This is a genomic window from Chryseobacterium elymi, from assembly GCF_003385495.1.
GTDB lineage: Bacteria > Bacteroidota > Bacteroidia > Flavobacteriales > Weeksellaceae > Chryseobacterium > Chryseobacterium elymi.
On record NZ_QNUH01000003.1, the window covers coordinates 83006 to 104930 of the forward strand.

At 37.2% G+C, this 21925-nt stretch carries 18 protein-coding genes and 1 pseudogene; 10 read left to right on the plus strand and 9 right to left on the minus strand.

What is annotated here, in order from left to right; translation table 11 throughout:
- Positions 1–14: 14 nt before the first annotated feature.
- Together DRF60_RS04260 and DRF60_RS04265 are read left to right on the plus strand one after the other, a co-directional pair.
- Positions 15–1046 (plus strand): hypothetical protein, encoded by a 1032-nt coding sequence (locus DRF60_RS04260; protein WP_116010883.1) that lies wholly within the window; start codon positions 15–17, stop codon positions 1044–1046.
- A gap of 282 nt (positions 1047–1328) precedes the next feature.
- A pseudogene (locus DRF60_RS04265) lies at positions 1329–1703 on the plus strand (YWFCY domain-containing protein); the annotation flags it as partial.
- 78 nt (positions 1704–1781) lie between these two features.
- Here DRF60_RS04265 and DRF60_RS04270 read toward each other — a convergent pair.
- From DRF60_RS04270 to pckA, 7 genes are all read right to left on the minus strand, one after another.
- On the minus strand, positions 1782–2507 hold the full coding sequence (locus tag DRF60_RS04270; RefSeq protein WP_116010884.1) for a YoaK family protein: 726 nt from the start codon (positions 2505–2507) through the stop codon (positions 1782–1784).
- Positions 2508–2814: 307 nt separating this feature from the next.
- Positions 2815–4077 carry an aminotransferase class I/II-fold pyridoxal phosphate-dependent enzyme gene (locus DRF60_RS04275; protein WP_394337440.1) on the minus strand — a complete coding sequence of 421 codons (1263 nt, stop codon included), beginning with the start codon at positions 4075–4077 and terminating at the stop codon, positions 2815–2817.
- A gap of 90 nt (positions 4078–4167) precedes the next feature.
- Complete coding sequence (locus tag DRF60_RS04280) at positions 4168–4764, minus strand: methyltransferase domain-containing protein (protein ID WP_116010885.1); 597 nt, start codon at positions 4762–4764, stop codon at positions 4168–4170.
- The gene (locus DRF60_RS04285; RefSeq protein WP_116010886.1) at positions 4761–5132 is read right to left on the minus strand and encodes a glycine cleavage system protein H; all 372 of its coding nucleotides are present in this window, start codon (positions 5130–5132) and stop codon (positions 4761–4763) included. The genes DRF60_RS04280 and DRF60_RS04285 overlap by 4 nt, the downstream gene beginning before the upstream one ends.
- 11 nt (positions 5133–5143) lie before the next feature.
- Positions 5144–6241 carry a glycine cleavage system aminomethyltransferase GcvT gene (gene gcvT, locus DRF60_RS04290; RefSeq protein WP_185144569.1) on the minus strand — a complete coding sequence of 366 codons (1098 nt, stop codon included), beginning with the start codon at positions 6239–6241 and terminating at the stop codon, positions 5144–5146.
- Positions 6242–6247: 6 nt separating this feature from the next.
- The gene (gcvH, locus tag DRF60_RS04295; RefSeq protein WP_116010887.1) at positions 6248–6628 is read right to left on the minus strand and encodes a glycine cleavage system protein GcvH; all 381 of its coding nucleotides are present in this window, start codon (positions 6626–6628) and stop codon (positions 6248–6250) included.
- A gap of 21 nt (positions 6629–6649) precedes the next feature.
- A complete protein-coding gene (gene pckA, locus DRF60_RS04300; RefSeq protein ID WP_116010888.1) occupies positions 6650–8242 on the minus strand; it encodes a phosphoenolpyruvate carboxykinase (ATP) in 1593 nt (530 codons plus the stop codon).
- 131 nt (positions 8243–8373) lie between these two features.
- Here pckA and DRF60_RS04305 point away from each other — a divergent pair, with 131 nt between their 5' ends.
- A complete protein-coding gene (locus tag DRF60_RS04305) occupies positions 8374–9057 on the plus strand; it encodes a Crp/Fnr family transcriptional regulator (protein ID WP_116010889.1) in 684 nt (227 codons plus the stop codon).
- A gap of 716 nt (positions 9058–9773) precedes the next feature.
- Positions 9774–9944 (plus strand): hypothetical protein, encoded by a 171-nt coding sequence (locus DRF60_RS21055; RefSeq protein ID WP_157967923.1) that lies wholly within the window; start codon positions 9774–9776, stop codon positions 9942–9944.
- A gap of 224 nt (positions 9945–10168) precedes the next feature.
- Here DRF60_RS21055 and dnaK read toward each other — a convergent pair whose 3' ends face one another.
- On the minus strand, positions 10169–12064 hold the full coding sequence (gene dnaK / locus DRF60_RS04310) for a molecular chaperone DnaK (RefSeq protein ID WP_116010890.1): 1896 nt from the start codon (positions 12062–12064) through the stop codon (positions 10169–10171).
- Positions 12065–12320: 256 nt separating this feature from the next.
- Here dnaK and ppk1 point away from each other — a divergent pair, with 256 nt between their 5' ends.
- The 6 genes from ppk1 (at position 12321) to DRF60_RS04335 (ending at position 20274) form a co-directional block, all read left to right on the plus strand.
- Positions 12321–14393, plus strand: a complete 2073-nt coding sequence (gene ppk1 / locus DRF60_RS04315) for a polyphosphate kinase 1 (protein ID WP_116010891.1) — start codon at positions 12321–12323, stop codon at positions 14391–14393.
- Complete coding sequence (locus DRF60_RS04320; RefSeq protein WP_116010892.1) at positions 14390–15274, plus strand: Ppx/GppA phosphatase family protein; 885 nt, start codon at positions 14390–14392, stop codon at positions 15272–15274. The genes ppk1 and DRF60_RS04320 overlap by 4 nt, the downstream gene beginning before the upstream one ends.
- Positions 15275–15442: 168 nt before the next feature.
- Positions 15443–16096 carry an NAD-dependent epimerase/dehydratase family protein gene (locus DRF60_RS04325; protein ID WP_116010893.1) on the plus strand — a complete coding sequence of 218 codons (654 nt, stop codon included), beginning with the start codon at positions 15443–15445 and terminating at the stop codon, positions 16094–16096.
- A gap of 5 nt (positions 16097–16101) precedes the next feature.
- On the plus strand, positions 16102–16248 hold the full coding sequence (locus tag DRF60_RS21060) for a hypothetical protein (protein ID WP_157967924.1): 147 nt from the start codon (positions 16102–16104) through the stop codon (positions 16246–16248).
- 171 nt (positions 16249–16419) lie between these two features.
- Entirely contained in the window at positions 16420–19458 is a 3039-nt protein-coding gene (locus DRF60_RS04330) for a choice-of-anchor I family protein (RefSeq protein ID WP_116010894.1), read from the plus strand.
- 105 nt (positions 19459–19563) lie between these two features.
- On the plus strand, positions 19564–20274 hold the full coding sequence (locus tag DRF60_RS04335) for a barstar family protein (RefSeq protein WP_116010895.1): 711 nt from the start codon (positions 19564–19566) through the stop codon (positions 20272–20274).
- A 61-nt stretch (positions 20275–20335) separates the two neighbouring features.
- Here DRF60_RS04335 and DRF60_RS04340 read toward each other — a convergent pair whose 3' ends face one another.
- The gene (locus DRF60_RS04340; protein ID WP_116010896.1) at positions 20336–21904 is read right to left on the minus strand and encodes a flotillin family protein; all 1569 of its coding nucleotides are present in this window, start codon (positions 21902–21904) and stop codon (positions 20336–20338) included.
- Positions 21905–21925: the final 21 nt, after the last annotated feature.

The following is a 21925-nucleotide window of genomic DNA, read 5'->3' on the forward strand; positions in this document are numbered from 1 at the left end:
TAACATGAAAGATTATGCGAAAAGTCATTTTTTTTGTAGGTATATTAAGCTCTCAAATATTTTTTTCACAAATAGGTTTTAATACTCCTTCACCCAATGCTACACTGGATATTATTTCAAAAACAACGGACGGAAGCAAACCGGAAGGTCTCAATGCACCCAGACTCACTGGTGATCAGATAAGGGCAGCAGATGCACAATATAATACAGATCAGACAGGAATGTTGATCTATGCTACTGCAGCTGCCACTGTTATGAGTGCAAAAACCATAAATATAAACTCTGAAGGATATTATTATTTTGATGGAAGTATCTGGCAGAAAATCATTAATAGGAATGTAAGTATTTATAATTCTGACGAAACACTTCAAAATAACCGAACAGTAGATATGGAAGATAAAATTTTGAATTTTGTATCTAATGCTGTTACAGGACCGAGCCATTTTCAGGTTGACGGAAATACATTCAGTGTTGATGCTGTCAACAACAGAATCGGATCAGGAACTTCAACCCCAACAACGAAATTACAAATCAGCAATGGAGCCATTCCAGGCGCAATAAGAATTGTGGACGGTACTCAGGCCGAAGGGAAAATTTTTGTTTCAGACTTCAACGGTGTGGGAACCTGGCGCGAAAATACAGGACCAGGAGCCACTGTAGTTATAGACTCAAATGTAGGACCTGCCACAAGCCTTTTACCGGCAGGAACTATGAGATATGTGGGAACAAACGCTACTGTTACTATACCGGGATATTACGTGATCACAACCCGTCTAATTACAGATAAATCACCACTAAATTGTGGTGAATTTATTGCTTTTAATTTAAGTCAGAGCCCCACCACAGCACTTAAGAACGCATTCCCAAATCAGGATATACATCTTTCAGCCGGATATATTGGATTTGATTTTGTATATACTTCAAATATAGCTTATTTAGAGCCCGGCACTTATTATCTACGAGCACGCATAAGCGGAGGCTGCACATCTAATGTAACGAGATCCAATTTTGGTCAGAATAGCTTTACCTTAACATTATTGAAATAATACATATGATCAAAAAGAGCATGTACTAAAGTATAATAGATATTAAAAAAATAATGCTTACTTAAGTTTAAAATTAAGTGCCTTAATTATGTCGCTTGCTTCTCAGCATTCCAGACGTACGTACCTTGAAATATCTGCTACATTGTGACTGTAGAACGTTACAAACATTACCAAGAAAAGGCTTATTGTGGTAAGCCAAAGAAAGCCAGGCTCTGCCACTCCCTGCCATATTCTTCTAGCAATTATATAATGCCTTTAAATTCATGGCCTAACATTTAAAATATGCAGGGAGAAGACGATTTAAGAGGACTTGCCAAGATAATGGCTTTTATGCGGGCAGTCAGTATTTTTTTGGTTTTGATTCTCCTTTATTGGTTTTGTTATGGATTCTTAATAGAACATGGCTGGACGCGGGAAGTCATCAATAAAATATTGAACAATTTCGACCGAGTGGCAAGTTCGTTTTCACATAGCATGTATACCAAAGTATTTGCTTTGATATTACTCGCTTTGAGTTGTTTGGGAACAAAGGGCATAAAGAATGGGAAAATAACCTGGTCTAAGATTTATGTGGCTTTAGTAATAGGCTTTATACTATTTTTCCTGAATACTCTTTTGTTAAAAAGTTATCTCCGACAAGACAAATATGTACAAATATGTGGTTAAAAACAGTAATAAAAAATTTGAATTGGAAAGTGTAAACATGAAAAACCGCTTTAAACAATGACATTTAATCTACCTCAGTTTTCTTCTAAAAAAATAGTACCTGTACAAAATTCTGTCATACCAGAGTATAAAAACAAGAAATCCCGACGCAAACAATAATGCTTTTATATAAAAAGGTTTATATAAAAAGCCTCCTATAATACAACCACAGAAAAAACACGCAATAATCACTAATTTCAAAAGTATACTTTTTTTAAGCTGCTGGTGAACTGCATATTCTTTATTAAATAATATTTGGGATAAATCTATTCCTAAATCTGTAAAGAGACCTGTGAGGTGAGTTGTTCTTACAACTGATTGAGAAACCCTGGTTACTAAAGAATTTTGTATCCCCATAGAAAAAAGCAATAGATAGGCAATAATATGGGAAGAAAGGGAAAATCCCAATGGGTGATAACCAGATAACCCCACAAAAGATAAAATTGCAATTTCTATCATAATAGGAAAAGCATGAGGTCGCATTTTTTTTCGTTTCGATAAAAATTCAACGATCATACTCGATATAAAAGAACCCAGAAGAAAAAATAGAATGAAAAGTAAATAAATAAAAGCCGACTGATGTTTCTTAAAAAGTATTTCTTCAGAAAAAAAAGCAAAATGTCCCGTTATATTAGTTGTTAAAACCTTTGCAGATAGAACCCCGGTAATATTTACGATACCCGCCACGAAAGAAAGTGCCGATGCAAGTTTAAGATTATGAAAATAGGTTCTTCGTTTACCTCTATGGCGAAACATATTTATGGTATTTAAATATAAGTTTATAAAATGATAAAAACAGTATGATCCACATATTCAAAGTTCTTATAAAGATGATTTCAGTGATTTAAAATAATCCTTTACTAGGTTTTCTTTACTGCTGATAAGTATGAAATTTGTTCAAAATGAGATGAATGTTTAAAAAAGTATTACTACAAAAAATTGTAGTAATACAAAAAAAATATACAATAGTCAGACCTATGTATTTTATTGATAAATAGTCAGAATTATTTTACCTAATCAATAGTATAAGGCATTCTGCCATAATTCAATTCATGGTTTATCCCTAATGTTTATAATATCCCAAATTCAAATTTGTTCTGATGTTTTTAAATACAGCTATTGTTCTCTCAACATCCTCTAAGGTATGTACCGCTGTGGGAATTAACCGTAAAATAATCATTCCTTTGGGTACGACAGGATAGACTACCATAGAACAGAAGATCTGATGATTTTCGCGCAAGTCTTTGACCAAAACAGTAGCTTCTTCAATAGTACCATTAAGGTAAACAGGTGTTACCGGAGAATTGGTATTACCAATATTAAAACCCGCAGCAGTTAGCCCATTTTGCAGATGATGGGTTATAGTCCATAATTTTTCTCTAAGTTCCGGCTTTGTGCGAATTAATTCCAATCGTTTTAAAGCACCAAAGACCATTGGCATTGGCAATGCTTTCGCAAATATCTGTGAACGCATATTATACTTTAAAAATAATATAGCCTCCTTAGTACTGGCGACAAAAGCACCAATCCCGGCAAATGATTTTGCAAATGTTCCAAAATAAAAATCGATGCCATCCTGAACACCTTGTTCCTCACCTGTACCAGCTCCTGTTTGTCCCAAACAGCCAATTCCATGAGCATCATCTACCAGCAGGGAAAAATTAAACTGATCTTTAAGTGCTACAATTTCTTTTAGTTTTCCCTGATCGCCACGCATACCGAAAACACCTTCAGTGATAACCAATATAGCACCTTTTGTTTCTTTTACTATTCTTTTTGCGCGCTCTAATTGCTTTTTACAATCTGTTATATCATTGTGCCTGAAAACAAATCGTTTTCCAAGATGCATACGCATCCCGTCAATAATACAGGCATGTGATTCAGCATCATATACAATCACATCTTTCCTGTCAACCAGACTGTCAATGATTGATACCATTCCCTGATAGCCATAATTTAATAAGAAAGCGTCTTCTTTCTGAACATAATCAGCTATTTTCTCTTCAAATTCTTCATGCAATCTGGTATTTCCGCTCATCATACGTGCTCCCATTGGATAAGCAAGGCCATATCGTTGAGCACCTTCAGCATCAGCTTTTCTAACCTCAGGATGATTGGCCAGACCTAAATAATTGTTTAGACTCCAAACCAATTTCTTCTTTTCATTGAATAGCATCATATTACCAATCTCTCCTTCAAGTCTTGGATACGCATAATATCCATGCGCGTAATGAGCATGATCGCCCAATGGTCCAAGGCGGGTACTTATTTTATCTAATATATTCATATCTCTGAAGTGGCATTTAATTTTCCTGCTTGCGGGCATTATTCAAGTCAACCATTTTTTGAAATTTCTGTTACTCTGAGCAGCAAATCCTTTCAATAGCTGAAATTTTCTGAATTGTTTTTATCATTATCATGAAATTTTCTTCCAAAAATTCAATAATCCATTGCAAGCAGTGCCGGTTAAATCAAAACTGCTTGGAATTTCATCCCATTTGCTCCAATAAGTTGCTAAACGTGTTCCTACAGGAGTTATATCAAGCTGGCCTTTTACATACTCTGAATAATCATAATATAAATCCCTGTCCGGCAGCACCGTATCATCGATTAAACAGGAAGTATCTATATTTTCATAAAAAGAATTAAAAAAGTAGAATGCATCATAATCCGAAAAAGAGATTTCATTGATATTGGAATGTATAAATTCCACATTCGTAATTTTATGCCTGTCTGCTATTTTTTTTGATATTTTGGTAAGAGAAGCCCTTTGCTCAACCCCAAAAAACATCCCCTTTGTAGAAGCCGCTCCAACCAGACAGAACTTGCCGGCGCCTGCACCAATATCCAATACTTTACTATTAGGCTCTTCGGCAAGATATTCGGCTGCCATTCTGGCAACAACAATGGGCGTCCAGTGACGGTATGCCAATTCTTTTATATGATTGGGATACAATTCATTAAAAGCACTGTCTTTAACATCAATATTTAATTTGAGTTGTTCAAAAATCATTGGGTAAATTGAATATATTCTTCATAATTTAAAAATTCGCTTGTGTTGATATCTGCTGAAATGCTCAAAAACCAATAGCTATATGGGTCTGTATTGATATGAGAAGGTTTTTTATTCAAAATAGTATTCACAGCTATAATTTTACATTCACAAGGCGCAATAAGGGGGAAAGTTTTATTAATTCCATAAACCGAACCCCATGAAACCGCTTCTTTTATTAGGTTTCCATCTGCATTGAATTCAACAAGGTCAATTTCTCCTATTTCTTTCTGAGCAAAATCAGTGATGCCTATACAAAAATCATACAAGCCAATTTTTCTCAGCCATAAATGGTTTTTAGTGTAGTAAAGGTTTTTAGGAATTAACATATTAATCGGACTTATTGTTTTATGAAAGGGGTTCTTGCAATAAATGCTTTGACAGGTTTATTTCTGATATTAATGAAAATTTCATCCCCAATATTGGCATACTCCGTAGAGACATATCCCATACCTATTGCTTTTTTTAATGTAGGCGACATCGTACCGGAAGTAACAACTCCTATGACTTCCTGATTTGTATTCCAAATTTCGTAACCATGACGCGGAATGCCTTTATCTTCTATTTCAAAACCCACCAGTTTTTTGGCAACTCCTTTCTCTTTCTGAATTTTTAAGAAACCACTGTGAACAAAATCTTTCGTAAATTTTGTGATCCACCCCAACCCGGCTTCTAATGGAGAGGTAAAATCATCAATATCATTTCCGTATAAACAGAAACCCATCTCCAAACGCAGTGTATCTCTCGCTGCTAATCCTACAGGTTCTATATTTTCCTCTTTTCCTGCCTCAAAAATAGCTTCCCACAAGTGGGCCGCATATCTGTTTTCTATATATATTTCAAATCCTCCTGCTCCCGTATATCCTGTAGCAGATAGCAAAACATTTGGAATATGGGCAAATTCACTAATTGTGAAGGTATAATACTCCAAATCTTTTAAATTGATATCGGTAAGTTTCTGCAGAACCTGTAAGGCTTTTGGTCCCTGTACAGCCAATAAAGAAATAGAATCTGAAATATTGGTAATTTCTGCACCAAAAGAATTGTTGGAAAGAATCCAGTTCAGATCTTTTTGTATGTTGGAAGCATTTACTACCAACAGATAATCCTCCTGTCCAATCATATACACCAGTAGATCATCTACTATTCCTCCTATATCATTAGGCATACAGCTGTACTGTACTTTTCCGGGAATAAGTTTTGATGCATCATTGGACGTAATTTTCTGAATTAAAGGCAAAGCTCCTTTTCCCTGTATTGAGATCTCGCCCATATGAGAAACATCAAATACTCCTACTCCATTTCTTATGATTTCATGTTCATGGTTGACACCTTTATACTGAAGGGGCATTTCATATCCTGCAAAATCTATCATTTTTCCACCAAGGATATGATGTATCGCATTGAAAGCCGTTTTCTTTATCTTTACAGTTTCCATATTGTATTACAAGCCAATTAGTGAGGCATAGGCATCAGATCTCAGCAAACCTTCCGTATCAAAAATATTGTCAATTTTAATTTTGATCATCCAGCCATCTCCATAAGGATCGGTATTTACCAATTCAGGGTTGGCTTCCAATTTGGGATTGATCTCCAGTATTTTTCCGGCAATAGGCAGGAACAGGTCTGATACTGTCTTAACCGCTTCAACGGTCCCAAATACTTCATGCTGTTTTAAACTTTCCCCAAGGGTCTCTATTTCAACATACACAATATCGCCTAATTCATGCTGGGCAAAATCGGTAATTCCAATATATGCCGCATCATTTTCCAATTTTACCCATTCATGGTCCTCTGTATACAAGAGGTTTTCAGGAATTTTCATTTTTATCGTTCTTTATTTAATTTACTTACTTTGTATAACAGGACCTCCATTCATAATTTCTTCACCTGCAAAAGATTCAAAATCTTTAAAATTCTCTGCAAACCGGGCTGCAAGGCTCAAGGCCATTTCATCATACTTAGATTGGTCTGTCCAGGTATTTTTGGGATTTAAGATTTCTGATGGTACTCCATCACATTCTAAAGGCATATGAAGTCCAAACACAGCATCCCTCATAAAATCTGCATCCTCGAATTTATTTTCCAATACTGCAGTAATCATTGCTCTGGTGTAAGCCAGTTTTATGCGTTCTCCTACTCCGTAGGCACCTCCGGACCAGCCTGTATTAATAAGCCATACGTTTACCTTGTTATCTTTCAGTTTTTTTCCCAGCAGTTCAGCATATTTCGTAGGATGAAGAGGGAGAAAAGGTTTCCCAAAGCATGCTGAAAATGTAGTCTGTGGTTCGGTAATTCCAGCTTCGGTTCCCGCTACCTTCGACGTATATCCTGAAATGAAATGATACATCACCTGGCTTACAGTTAATTTTGAGATCGGAGGCAATACTCCAAATGCATCACAGGTCAGAAAGAAAATATTATTGGGTATTCCACCAACAGATGGGTGTATTGCATTGTCTATAAATTCAATTGGGTACGCAGCCCTGGTATTCTCTGTTACAGAAACGTTTTCATAATCAACAACATCAGTCCCTTCCAAGAAACGAACGTTCTCAAGTAGTGTTCCATAGCGTATCGCAGAAAATATTTGAGGCTCTTTTTCTCTACTCAGACCATAACACTTTGCATAACACCCACCTTCAAAATTAAAAACATGATCATCATCCCATCCATGCTCATCATCTCCGATCAGTTTTCTGGACGGATCTGCGGAAAGTGTAGTTTTCCCTGTCCCTGACAGTCCAAAAAACACGGCAGTGTCCCCTTCTGTTCCGATATTCGCTGAACAGTGCATGGAAAGTACATTCTTTTCATGAGGAAGTATATAATTCAATACTGTGAAAATCCCTTTTTTGATCTCACCCGTATAAGCACTTCCTCCTATAAGAATCACTTTTTTTGTAAAATTGATAATCGTAAAATTATGTTGGCGGGTCTTGTCAATCTTCGGATCCGCTTTAAACTTAGGAGCTGCAAGGATCAGCCATTCATGTTCAAATGTTTCCAGTTCTTTTTCATCAGGGTTTAAAAAAAGATTATTAGCGAATAAACTCTGCCATGGGTTCTCTGTAATAACCCTTATGTTAAGACGGTATTCTGATTTTGCACAGGCATAAACATCCTTAATATAGATATCATGATCCGAGAGATGATTGGTAACACGTTCATATAGCCGGTCAAAATCTTCTGGCAGAAAAGGGTGATTAATTTCTCCCCACCAGACAGAATCTGCGGTTTTCTGATCTTTAACAACATATTTGTCTTTAGGAGAACGCCCCGTAAACTCACCTGTATCGCATACCAGTGCCCCTGATCGGGCTATAATCCCCTCATTATTTCTTAAAGTCTGGGATATTAACTGAGGTTCTGATAAATTCCAAAAAACTTCTTTAGCAGGTACAATGCCGATATTTTTTAAGTGTTCCATATACTCCATCTCAAAATCAGTATTATTATTCCAGCAAAAGTAGACTGTTTATTAAGAATTTATAATGATCTATCTCTTTCTAAAATTTGATTTAAGTCAAGTTTCTGTTCGCTTAAAATAGCGTAGTTTTGTGACAAGATATGATCTCAAAATTTCTTTTCAATAACCAATATCTCTTTGACGAGCTTCCCCAATATGATAAGGAGATGCTCAAAGCAGCGATGCAGAATAAGAATTACCGTAAAAACGAAGCTATTTTCACCGATGGAACAATGCCCAGCGGTATCTTTTACTTAAAAACAGGTAAAGTAAAGAAATACAAAGTGGATAATGACGGCAGAGAACAGATTATCTATATTTATAATACCGGAGAATTTTTTGGGTATTCCGCTATTTTAAGTAACGAATCTTATGGAGATACTACTCAGGCTATCGAAAATTCTGTCATTGCTTTTATATCAAAAGAAGATTTTTTAAAGATTCTGGATCAATCGGTTGTTTTTTCAAGACTGCTTTTAAAAAGTCTGAGCCATGAGTTCAGTGTAATGGCCAATCTGATGACCGTTCTTTCCCAGCGTACAGTGAGAGAAAGAGTGGCACTCAGTTTACTGATTTTGCACAAAAAATATAAATTGAATGATGCAGAAGATAATGCGTTTATTACCTTGTCCCGAACAGATTTAGCAAATATGGCAGGAACGGCTAATGAAACATTGGCACGTATACTTCATGATTTCAGACAGGAGGATCTTATCCGGATGGAAGGACGTAAAATACAACTGCTCAATATTAAGCAGCTTACTCATATCGCAAATTTTTATTAATGCCCATCATTTGCAATTAAATGATACTAACACAATATTGGTTAGCTAGATATCATTTTTTTCTGCAGCATTATTAATTGTTAAATTTTGATTGGGTAAAACATTTAATTAATTACCTTAAAAAAGTACTGCATCTAAATTGGCATAGTAATCTTATTCTATGAAGTCATTTAAACTTATATATAAAACAAGGCTTGACTATTTTTGTGTTGCGAAACATAAAAAAACAAATCAAGCCCATGATGTACCAGGTACTTGACAAAGATATAATAGAAAATGAAATAGTACCCTATCTTCCGCCGCCAAAACGAGGATTTTTTCCCAAAGCTCCTTTAGTGGAAATCGGGAATAGTATATTATACAAGCTCAAAACAGGAGTTCAATGAGAATATTTACCTGTAAAAAGTTTGTTTGAAGACTATGTTTTAAGTTATCAAAGTGTTTTCTATCATTATCGTAAATGATGTGTTAATAATGTTTGAGAAGGCTGCTGGATACGGCTGTTATCCAAAAAAAAAAAATCAAAGCTGGATTCATCAAGCGGAGATTTAGATGGCAGCCATACATCGGCATTACGCGGAGGAGAAGAGGTTTCTTATCTGGGAAGAAAAAAGCGAAAAACAAGTACTGCATTTTATTTTACAGACAGGCAAGGACTTCCTTTAGTCATCTCTAATCCTGTCGCCGGGAATCATAATGATCTGTATCCTATTGAAATGTATTTTGACCAGATCACTCAGACGCTAAAAAGAGCAGATATTGCTATAGAAGGATTATTTATTAATGCAGATGCCGTATTTCTTGAAATTCCGTTTTTCTTTTCATCAGACTTGGGAGAAGACAACAAAAATGTTTTAAAACCTTCTGACATTGCTCGCAAACTCTAGGTATCTTCAATTTACTAAACCCATAGCACTTAATTTTAATGCTAATATTTAACCTTGAAACTAGTTAAGACTAATTAAGACATAATAAGGCGCAACATTATCTCCAATTAAGACGCGGTACAAATAAAATTTGAATTGAAAAGTGTCCTGTAAACATGAAAAAACCGCTTTAAACGAATGTTTAAAGCGGTTTTTAATTATTTGTTATTATTGTTAATCAATAATTATTTTACCTCTTCAAAGTCAGCATCCTGTACATCATCATTACCTCCTGCATTGCCTTCAGAATTCTGAGTTCCTGCATCTGCACCCGGCTGTTGTCCTGCTGCATACAGTTCTTCTGAAGCTGCCATCCATGCTGCATCTAAAGCTTCTGTTTTAGTTTTCACATCGTCTGCATTTTTAGCTTCGAAAGCTGTTTTCAATTCTCCGTGAGCTGCTTCAATAGCTGCTTTTTTGTCAGCAGACAGCTTTTCTCCGAATTCTTTTAACTGCTTTTCAGTCTGGAAGATCAATCCGTCAGCTTTGTTGAAAATTTCAACTTCTTCTTTTTTCTTAGCATCTGCTGCAGAGTTTTCCTGAGCTTCTTTCTTCATTCTTTCGATTTCTTCATCAGAAAGACCTGAAGAAGCCTGGATCTTAATCGTCTGCTCTTTTCCAGTTCCTTTATCCTTCGCAGAAACGCTTAGAATACCGTTGGCATCAATATCAAAAGTTACTTCGATCTGAGGAACTCCTCTTGGTGCTGGTGGAATATCCGCAAGATCAAATCTTCCGATTTCTTTATTATCGTTGAACATTGGTCTTTCTCCTTGTCCCACTCTGATGCTTACAGCCGGCTGGTTGTCAGAAGCTGTAGAGAATACTTCAGATTTTTTAGTAGGAATCGTAGTGTTCGCTTCAATTAGTTTCGTGAATACAGAACCCATTGTTTCAATACCTAGAGAAAGCGGCGTAACGTCAAGAAGTAATACATCTTTTACATCTCCTGTCAGTACTCCACCCTGAATTGCAGCTCCAACAGCTACTACCTCATCCGGGTTAACTCCTTTTGAAGGTTTTTTACCGAAGAATTTTTCCACTTCTTCCTGAATAATCGGAATTCTTGTAGAACCTCCTACCAAAATTACCTCATCGATATCAGAAGTTGATAAGCCTGCATCTTTCAGTGCTTTCGCTACCGGCTCCATGGATCTTCTTACTAAATCTGAAGCCAATTGCTCGAATTTAGCTTTAGTTAAAGTCTTTACCAAGTGCTTAGGGCCTGTAGCCGTAGCTGTGATATATGGCAGGTTGATCTCTGTCTGAGCAGAAGAAGATAACTCGATTTTTGCTTTTTCAGCAGCTTCTTTTAATCTCTGAAGTGCGATAGCGTCAGTTTTAAGATCTACTCCTTCTTCAGATTTGAATTCATCTGCCATCCAGTTAATGATCACATCATCAAAGTCATCACCTCCTAAGTGTGTATCACCATTAGTGGATAATACCTCAAATACACCGTCACCTAAATCAAGGATAGAGATATCGAAAGTACCACCTCCAAGATCATACACAGCAATCTTCTGGTCTTTATGGTTCTTATCCAAACCGTAAGCCAATGCAGCAGCTGTAGGCTCGTTGATGATTCTTTCTACTTTAAGACCTGCAATTTCTCCGGCTTCTTTAGTAGCCTGTCTCTGTGCATCATTAAAATATGCAGGAACCGTGATTACCGCTCTTGTAACTTCCTGTCCAAGATAATCTTCAGCAGTCTTCTTCATTTTCTGAAGTATCATTGCAGAAATTTCCTGTGGTGTATATTCTCTGTCGTCGATCTTAACTTTTACAGTATCATTGGGTCCTGCCACTACTTCATAAGGCACTCTTGAAATTTCTTTAGCATCTTCCTTAAAATGAGTTCCGATAAATCTTTTGATAGAGTATACAGTTTTCTTTGGATTCGTTACAGCCTGTCTTTTTGCAGGATCCCCTACTTTTCTTTCACCATCTTCCGTGAATGCCACAATAGATGGAGTTGTTCTTTTACCTTCCGCGTTAGGGATAACAACAGGGTCTTTACCCTCCATTACAGCAACACATGAGTTGGTTGTTCCTAAGTCAATTCCAATTATTTTACTCATAATATTTATATTTTTTCTAATTTTTATATTCTAATTTACACTCTCAATTTCTCAATATCTGTACCATATCTTTTTTTGTGACAAAATGACAGAATCAAAAATAATCAAAGTGAACAGCGTCCGTCAGATTATGTTAAATTGTACTATTCAAGACAGTTTGAACATTAGGGATTTAAAAAAATTAATCAAAGTTTAACCTTATAAATATCAATTAAACTGTACGAATTGTTATTTTTGATAAAATATAAACTTTAGAATGTCAGTACACTTTAATCCGCGAGATATCACATGGCTTGCTTTTAATGAAAGGGTTTTACAAGAAGCTATGGACGAAAATGTTCCCTTACATTTAAGAATACGTTTTTTGGGAATTTTCTCCAACAATTTAGATGAATTTTTCAGGGTACGCGTGGCAGGATTAAAGCGGGCAATGGATTTTAAAGAAAAAGTGATCGCTGAATCTTTCTATCAGCCCCCATCAAAAATCCTTCAGCGGATCAATGAAATTGTGATGAGACAACAGCTGAATTTTGATAAGACCTGGAAACATATCCAGGCTGAAATGGCTGGTCTTAAGGTTTCTATTAAGACATCTAAAAACCTGACTGCCAATCAGAAGGAATTCGTAAGACAATATTTTGATGAAGTGGTGGAATCCAATGTGATCCCTATCCTGCTTCATGAAAATACGCCGATGCCGTATCTGAGGGATAAAAGTCTCTATCTGGGTGTTGCCATGAGAAAGAAAGACTGGCAGTATTCCAGCAATTATGCGATTATTGAAATTCCGTCACGTTTTGTAGGAAGATTTGTCCTGCTGCCCACGGAAGATCCGGAAGAAAAAAATGTAATGCTGCTTGAAGATGTCATCACGTTCAATCTTCCCCATATTTTTTCATATTTCGGATATGACGAATTTTCCGCCAATGCGTTTAAGGTAACAAAAGATGCCGAGTTGGATCTTGATAATGACATCCGTACCAATTTTGCAGAAAAAATAGAAAAAGGCCTTAAAAACAGAAGAAAAGGAAAACCTACCCGGTTTGTTTTTGATAAGGATATGGACAAGGCCCTGCTGGAACTTCTTATCCGAAAATTGAATTTAACCAAAAAAGATAGCATTATCCCGGGAGGAAAAATTCATAATTTCAAGCACTTTATGGACTTTCCTGATGTTTTTGAAACGTATGCAAGACCGGTGGAAAGATCTTCATTTACCCATCAGGCTTTTGAAAATGGAGAAAGAGTGACAGATGTTATCTTGAAGAAAGACGTTCTGCTTACTTTTCCTTACCACAAATACAATCCGGTAATTGATCTTTTACGTGAAGCTGCCATGGACCCGGATGTAAAATCTATACAGATCACTGCTTACCGTCTTGCCAGTAATTCAAAGATAAGCAATGCCCTGATTTACGCCGCCAGAAACGGTAAAGAAGTAACGGTCATGCTGGAGCTTCAGGCAAGGTTTGATGAAGAATCCAATCTTAAGTGGAAAGAAATGTTTGAACCTGAAGGAATTACTGTACTTGTTGGCCTTCCGAATAAAAAAGTACACGCGAAACTTTGTGTAATCAAGAAAAGAGCACACAATAAAACACTCCAGTATGGTTTTATAAGCACCGGGAACTTCAATGAAAAAACAGCAAAAATATATGGTGACCATTTATTGATGACTTCAGACCGTGGTATCATGGCAGATATCAATAAAGTATTTAATGTACTGAAGAAACCAAAAGATGATTTTCTTCCGATTTTGAAGACCTGTAAGAATTTAATGATCTGCCCCCAGTTCATGCGTGAAAAGATCGTTCACCATATTGATAAGGAAATAGAAGAGGCTAAAGCAGGAAGAAGAGCAGAAATCATCATCAAGGCCAATTCTATGAGTGACAGAGCTCTTATTGAAAAACTTTATGAAGCCGCAAAAGCGGGAGTCATTACAAAAACAATCGTAAGAGGAATCTACTGTGCTGTCAATCAAAAGGAATTTAAAGAAAAAATAAAGGCAATAAGTATTGTCGACGAATACCTGGAACATGCAAGGGTTATGTATTTTTATAATAAAGGTGCAGAAGACCTTTACATCTCATCTGCCGACTGGATGACCCGAAACCTGGACTATAGAATTGAAGCTGCCGCAAAGATCACAGACAAGGAACTGAAAAAAGAATTGAAAGATATTCTCGACATTCAGTTGAGAGATAACGTAAAAGCTCGTATTTTAGACAAAAAATTGAGCAACGAGTATGTGAGGAATGATAAAAAGGAATGCCGTTCTCAAATAGAAACATACAAATATTTAAAAGCTAAAACAAGCAAAAAATGAAGATTGCAGCGATAGATATAGGAAGTAACGCCGCCAGACTTCTGATCAATGAAGTAAAGATCAGCAACAGAAAACCTGAATTTATAAAACTTAATCTTTTAAGAATTCCTTTGAGACTGGGAATGGATGTCTTCACCATGGGAATGATTGGAGAAGAAAGGGAAAAAATGGTTGTCGATTCTATGAAGATTTTCAGCGACCTTATGAAGATCTATAAAGTAGAGCATTACCGTGCTTGTGCCACCAGCGCCATGCGTGATGCCTCCAATGGAAATGAAATCATCAAACGGGTTCAGGAGACTTCGGGAATCAATATAGAAATTATTTCCGGTGATGAGGAAGCCACCCTTATCTATGAAAACCATGTTGCAGAAGGACTTGACAAAGAGTTCGCCTATCTATACATTGACGTGGGAGGAGGTTCCACAGAACTTACTTTTTATGAAAACGGAAAAATGGTGTATGAAAAATCTTTCAATATCGGGACTATCCGTCTTCTGAACAATCTGGTAACTCCTGAAAACTGGCAGGAAATGAAGGATGAGATTCAAAAAAGTATTGTCAGCAAAAGACCTGTTGTAGCTATTGGCTCCGGAGGAAATATCAATAAGGTTTTCTCGATGAGTAAGACCAAAGACGGAAAACCGATGACACTTTCGCATCTTAAAAAAGTGTATAAAGAATTTAATGAGCTTTCTGTAGAGGAAAGGATGACTAAACATAATCTCAGAGAAGACAGAGCCGATGTTCTGGTTCATGCATTAAGGATCTTTAATAACGTTATGTCATGGTCGGATATCAACAGGATATTTGTTCCAAAAATTTCCGTGGCCGACGGGCTTATCCACAATATTTACAGTCAGCTGCACGAAAAAAAATAATTTTTTACTCTATATTATTTGAAAACCAGCCTTTTTGGGGCTGGTTTTTTTATTATGCCATTGTAAATAAATCTGTCATTAATATTATCTTCCAAAATATAGAATTTTTGCTGTAATTAAAGTAAAACTAAACGGCAGTACGTTATACATAATATCAACAGAAAAAGAATGAATCCGATCAAAATAATTCTTACAGGAGCAACCGGTATGGTAGGTGAAGGTGTTTTAATGGAATGCCTTGAAAATCCCAATGTTTCCGAAATACTAAGCGTAAGCAGGAAGTCTTCCGGAAAAACACATGCCAAGCTTAAGGAATATTTGGTGCCTGACTTTTTATCTATAGACCTGAATGATGAAAAACTTAAAGGCTATGATGCCTGCTTCTTCTGTGCAGGGATCAGCAGTGTAGGAATGAGCGAGAAAGATTATACGAAGATCACTTACGATACTACGGTTCATTTTGCCAAAGCAGTTCTGAACCAAAATCCGGAAATGGTCTTCAACTATGTTTCAGGGACATCTACGGACAGTACAGAAAGTGGAAAGATGATGTGGGCAAGAGTAAAAGGCAAGACAGAAAATGCTTTGAAAAAACTAGGTTTCAGGAATACCTTCAATTTCCGTCCGGGATTTATGAAACCCGTTGAAGGTCAGATCAATGTGAAATGGTTCTTTAAACCATTTATTTGGTTTTTTCCTGTTTTATTACCTTCAAAATCATTAACTTTACACGAAGTGGGTAGAGCAATGATCAATGCCGTACTTAGGGGCTATCCTACATCTACTTTGGAAATTAGGGACATTAAAAATTTAGCAATATGAGGGATATGTTAAAAAGAATATTTCTTGTTATTTTTATACTTCTGGTTCTAATGGCTGTTTCAGGATTTTTATATATGCAGAAGCATCCTTTGGAAGGGAAAAACTCAGCAGATAAGGTATCGAATAACCCCGGAAGCAAGATAACCAGATAAAAAAGGAAGGCGATTGTAATTTGTTTTAATTCCCTTGTTTTACAATGTAGATTTATTATTTAGCCCTTTCTCAATAACTGTTACCTTATTATTAAACATTTCTTAAGATTCCATTAAAATACTTGCAGTCTATAAAGTTCATTTTTGCATACATCTAATGCAAGTAAAAAAATGATCAACAATTACCTATTAAAAGGATCTGTCATTGCCGCATTGTTCCTTCAGGGCGGACTTTTTGGACAGACACTTATCCATTACTGGAATTTCAACAATAATGCATCTTCAGCATCTGTTACAGCTCCCTCTTCCACTTTGCTGAGCGGATCTCTTGCTGCTCTGGCCGGGGGGACAAGCGAAATAGATTTTGCAGGCGGTACAGGACAAAACTTCAGTACTGATAATTTAAATGCCAGGAACGGAGATCCTTCCGGAACCCATTTAAGATTCAACAATCCTATTGGAGGCGCGTTACTGTTCAATCTTCCAACGACAGGCTATCAAAATGCCGTTGTAAAATTTACAACGAGAAGGTCCGGACAGGGTGCGGGAACTCAGTCCTGGTCCTATTCAACAGATGGAACTACTTTTGTTCCGTATCAGACCATTAATCCTCAAGATGCAAACCCTCAACTGGTTACTTTTGACTTTTCTACTGTTTCAGGAGCTTCCAATAACCCGAATTTTAAATTAAAAGTAGAGTTTTCTGCCACTGGAGGCGGAACGGGCGGAAATAACCGTTTTGACAATTTTACAGTAGATGGCACCGCTGCCGGAGGAATAGATACTACACCTCCAAACACCACCTATTTCCCCAATCACAACACAAATAATGCTTCTATTTCGGTAAATCCAACTATTTCTTTCAATGAAAATGTAAGGCTTACTGATAATTCCGCGATCAACGATTCTAATGCACAAAGCCTTGTAGAATTCCGTATTGGAAATTCTTCAGGTACTCCGGTTCCCTTCACTACGACATTTAACAATAACAAGATTACAGTAATTCCGACAGCAGCACTTACTCCCGGGCAAACCTATTATCTGGCTTTAAAACCCAATATGGTTGAAGATATAAGTGACAATGGCATAACAACAATAACTTCAAGTACCTTTGCTACAGCTGGGACAACGGTTTCCCTGGATAAAAACTTCATTAAGGTGAATGAAAATACAGGAAGTCTGGCATTCAAGATCAACGTTACCAATCCTTCAACAGCTACGGTAGATCTTGTGGTAAAACCGGCACCGTTCAGTACGGCAGACAGCAGTGATTTCACATTAGCCAATCAGACAATCAATATTACACCATCCACAACAAGCTATACTATAGATATTCCTATCCTTGATGATACGCTGGAAGAACAGCAGGCTGAATATTTCGTAATAAGCCTTGAAAATCCAACCGGAACAACAATTTCCGGAGATCATACAGCCACTGTTTATATTGTAGATAATGATAAGCCTGCTCCGGTTCCTTCCGGACAGATTCAGCTGAACTACGTTGGAAGCTTTGATCCTTCCGGAAACAATAACAGCTCTACAGAAATTGTAGTCCATGATCCTTCCAGCCAGAAACTATTCACCGTCAGTTCGATCACGGATGTTTTTGACATTATTGACTTTACTAATCCAAATGCTCTTTCCGTAATTAAAACGGTAAATATGGCTCCATACGGAGGAATTACCAGTATTGCTGTTAAAAACGGCATCATTGCAACCGCTTCTCCCAATGCCGATCCACAACAGAATGGCTCTGTAGTTTTCTTTGACATTAACGGAAACTTTTTGAAACAGGTCACTGTAGGTGCTCTTCCTGATATGGTAACTTTCACTCCTGACGGAACAAAAGTAATCACAGCCAATGAAGGTGAGCCTAATGACGCGTACACCATAGATCCAGAAGGAACGATTAGCATCATTGATATCTCGGGTGGTATCGGAAACCTTACGCAAAGTAATGTTACAACTCTTAATTTTAACAGTTTCAATTCTCAAACAGCTGCTTTAATAGCAACGGGACTGAGAAAAATAAGAACTAACAATACACTTTCACAGGATCTGGAACCTGAATACGTTACGGTAAGTTCAGACAGTCAGAAAGCCTGGGTAACGCTTCAGGAAAACAATGCAATTGCTGAGATCAATTTAGCCACAAAAACAATTTCCGGAATCTGGGGATTAGGCAAAAAGGATATGAGTCTTCCGGGTAACGGCTTTGATGCCTCAGATAATAATGGTGAAGTACTGATCGCCAACTGGCCTGTAAAAGCCTACTACATTCCGGATGCTGTTCAGAATTACAAAATAGGAAATACCAATTATATAGTAACCGCTAATGAAGGTGATGAAAAGGATCTTTCAGGGTACAGCGAAAGAACAACTGTGGGAGCCAGTACGTATACATTGGATCCTGTGTTGTTTCCTCAGGCATCAGTTTTAAAAGCTTCTCATAATTTAGGAAGATTCAGAGTTTCCAGCGCAACTGGAAATACGGATGTAGATACAGAGTTTGAAGAAATTGCAGCTTTGGGTGCACGTTCATTCTCTATTTTCAATGCCGATACAAAACAGTTGGTGTATGACAGTGGTGACCAGTTCGAAAGATACATCGCAGCCTATCATCCACTGATCTTTAATGCGGACAATGAAGGAAACGGTATCAAAAACCGGAGCCGTGCAAAAGGTCCTGAACCGGAAGGGGTTGCTTTGGCTACCATCAATGGACAGACTTACGCTTTTATTACTCTAGAAAGGACCGGAGGGGTAATGGTTTATAATATTACGGATCCTAATAATCCTGTATTCACAGATTATAAGCATTCCCGGTCTACCTCAGCGTACGGCGGTGATAACGGTCCTGAAGGCATTACCTACATCGCTCCGGGAAATACAACAACCGGAAAAGGCTATGTGATTATTGCCAACGAAATCAGTGGAACATTATCCATGTATGAAGTTGTTTCTCCTATTACATTAGGAACAGGTGAAATAAAAACAGAGAAAGCGACATTCAATGTGTTTCCTAATCCTATATCGAAAGGAAATATGCTGTACTTCAACAGGGCACAGGATTATGAGCTGTACGATATGTCGGGAAAGATGCTTGGAAAGGAGAGAAATGCTTTAACGATAGACACTTCAAATCTTTCTGCAGGCGTTTACCTTGTGAAAACATCAGAAGGACACATCAAGAGGGTTATTGTAAAATAGAATATTTGATTGAGTTGATTGAAGGCCCTGGATTTTTCCGGGGCTTTTTTGCGTGCAAATTCAGTAAATTTGAAGCTTTACTAATGCCCCTGAAATAATTAAAATATGTTTGGATTGGCCTTTGACAGTGAAACAGAGCCGGAAATCATTGCACTTATTGACGACGTGAAAAATATTGAAAGCCCTGCGGCTATTATTTACCGTACCGTACGGCTCATTAATGTTGATAACGTTTCCAATCTGATATCAACAATAGAAAATGCCACAAAAATCTATGAAAACAACGGTTTTATCTGTTTGCTTGATGATAAAAAATCTATTGTAACCAAGACTTTCATTAGTAATATCAGAATAGTAAAGTCCCAAAAAAATAATGTCACTTTATTAGGACAAATATGGTGTCATCCTCCAGGTTATCATAAAGCCTGGAAAATGAGGCTCAATAATGAAATTATCCAAAAGAATATCTGGAAAAATTTCAGGAAAGAAGAATTACAGGGCTGGCTTGTTTATGCCCTTCACACAACGACAATAGACCAGGTAAAAGAAAATATCAGTATTCAGATCGACGGAAATGAATTTCATAATTTAGATGGCTTTTTCTGTACTTTAGGAGAAGAAGTTAATGGTATCGGCGGATATTTCGGACGTGGATTTGGGGCATTGAATGATTGCCTCTGCGGAGGATTTGGCGTAAAAGCTATGTCAAAATTAACCTGGCTTAATCATCAAAGAAGCAAAAAAATATTTAAAACTAAATTTGATAAAATACTTCAGATTCTTGCAGATCACCGTGTACAAGTTATTTTAAAATAAACTACCCGGGGCGGAAAGCGAAGCTTTCCGCCCCGGGTAGTTATCTCCAATAATTTCAATGTTATGCTTTCGGAGTCTCAGCTTCCGGATTCATATCATCAAAATTCTTTTTTTCTTTTTTCTCCGGAACGGTTACAATTTCTGTTTTAATTTCATCCGGTTTTCCTTTTAAATATTCGGGCAAATTAAGGCCTGCCATATTAAACAGATCATTCAGGGGCGGTACTGTTTTCATCATTCCTGAAACAAAATTAGCGGTAGAACCGTTTCCGTCCTGCCCGTTTCCGCTGTCCCAAACCATAATTTTATCTATTTTAATATTCTTAACGGCTTCTACCTGGGTTTTAACCAATTCTGGAAGTTTTTCAATTAACAGCAACTGGAAGGCACTGTTAGTATCTCCTCCTGCAGCCTGTACTATTTTATCGTAACCTTCAGCCTGCTTGGTCAGAATTTCGTAAAGACCTTTTGCTTCTGCTTCCATTTTTGCGAAAATAGCATCAGCTTCTCCTTTTGCCTGTAGTCGGATTTTCTCAGCTTCGGCCTGCGCATCGATAATGGCTTTCTGTTTCGCAATTTCTGCATGAACTACAATATTAGCCTGCTGGGTAGAACGTTCTCTTTCTGCTCTTGCCACCTCCGCTTTCTGTTCAGCAAGGTAAGATTCTTCCAAAGATCTTGCGGCCTGTACTTTTTCTGCGGCAGTGGCAATTCTTAATGCTTCCGCTTCTTTTTCTCTTCTTTCAGCATCGGAGTTGGCAATCGTAATTTTTGCTTCGTTCTCCCCTTTTACAGCGATAGAATTTGCTAATGATGTGGCAATTCTGGATTCTTTTTCGGCTTCTGCCTTACCTATAGATTCATCTTTTACGGCTGCTGCAATACTGATCTCTTTATCTTTTTGTGTGATCGCAATTTTTACGTCTCTGTCTCTCTGTGTTTCTGCGATCTGCGTATCTTTTTCCCTGTCGGCAATTGCTTTTCCGGTTTCCCCGATCTTCGTCTGCTCGGCAACACTGATAATTGCTTCGTTAATTGCCTTTGCTGCAGCTTCTTTACCCAAAGCTTCAATATATCCGGACTCGTCTCTGATATCCGTTACGTTCACGTTGATCAGCTTTAAACCTATTTTCTTTAATTCAGTATCTACGTTTTTAGAAATATTGTCTAAGAATTTATCCCTGTCTGAATTGATCTCTTCAATCGTCATCGTGGCAATCACCAAACGAAGCTGGCCGAACAGGATATCTTTGGAAAGCTCCTGGATCTGCTCCTGAGCCAGCCCCAGTAATCTTTCCGCTGCATTTCCCATAGAATCCGATTCTGTAGAAATAGCAATAGTAAATCTACACGGTACGTCTACACGGATATTCTGTCTGGATAAGGCATTGGTAAGATTGGCCTCTATAGAAATAGGTTTCAGGTCAAGGTAAGCAAAATCCTGTATAACGGGCCAAACAAAAGCACCACCTCCATGGATACATTTTGCTGAGGTACCGCCTGTTTTACCGTAAATAACCAAAATTTTATCCGAAGGACATCTTTTGTACCTCGAAATAAGGGCCAAAAATGTGACGAATAGTACAAGTACAATAACTAATGTTAAAATAAGACTTCCTGGTATTGCCATAAATAGTTTTTATAATGGTTG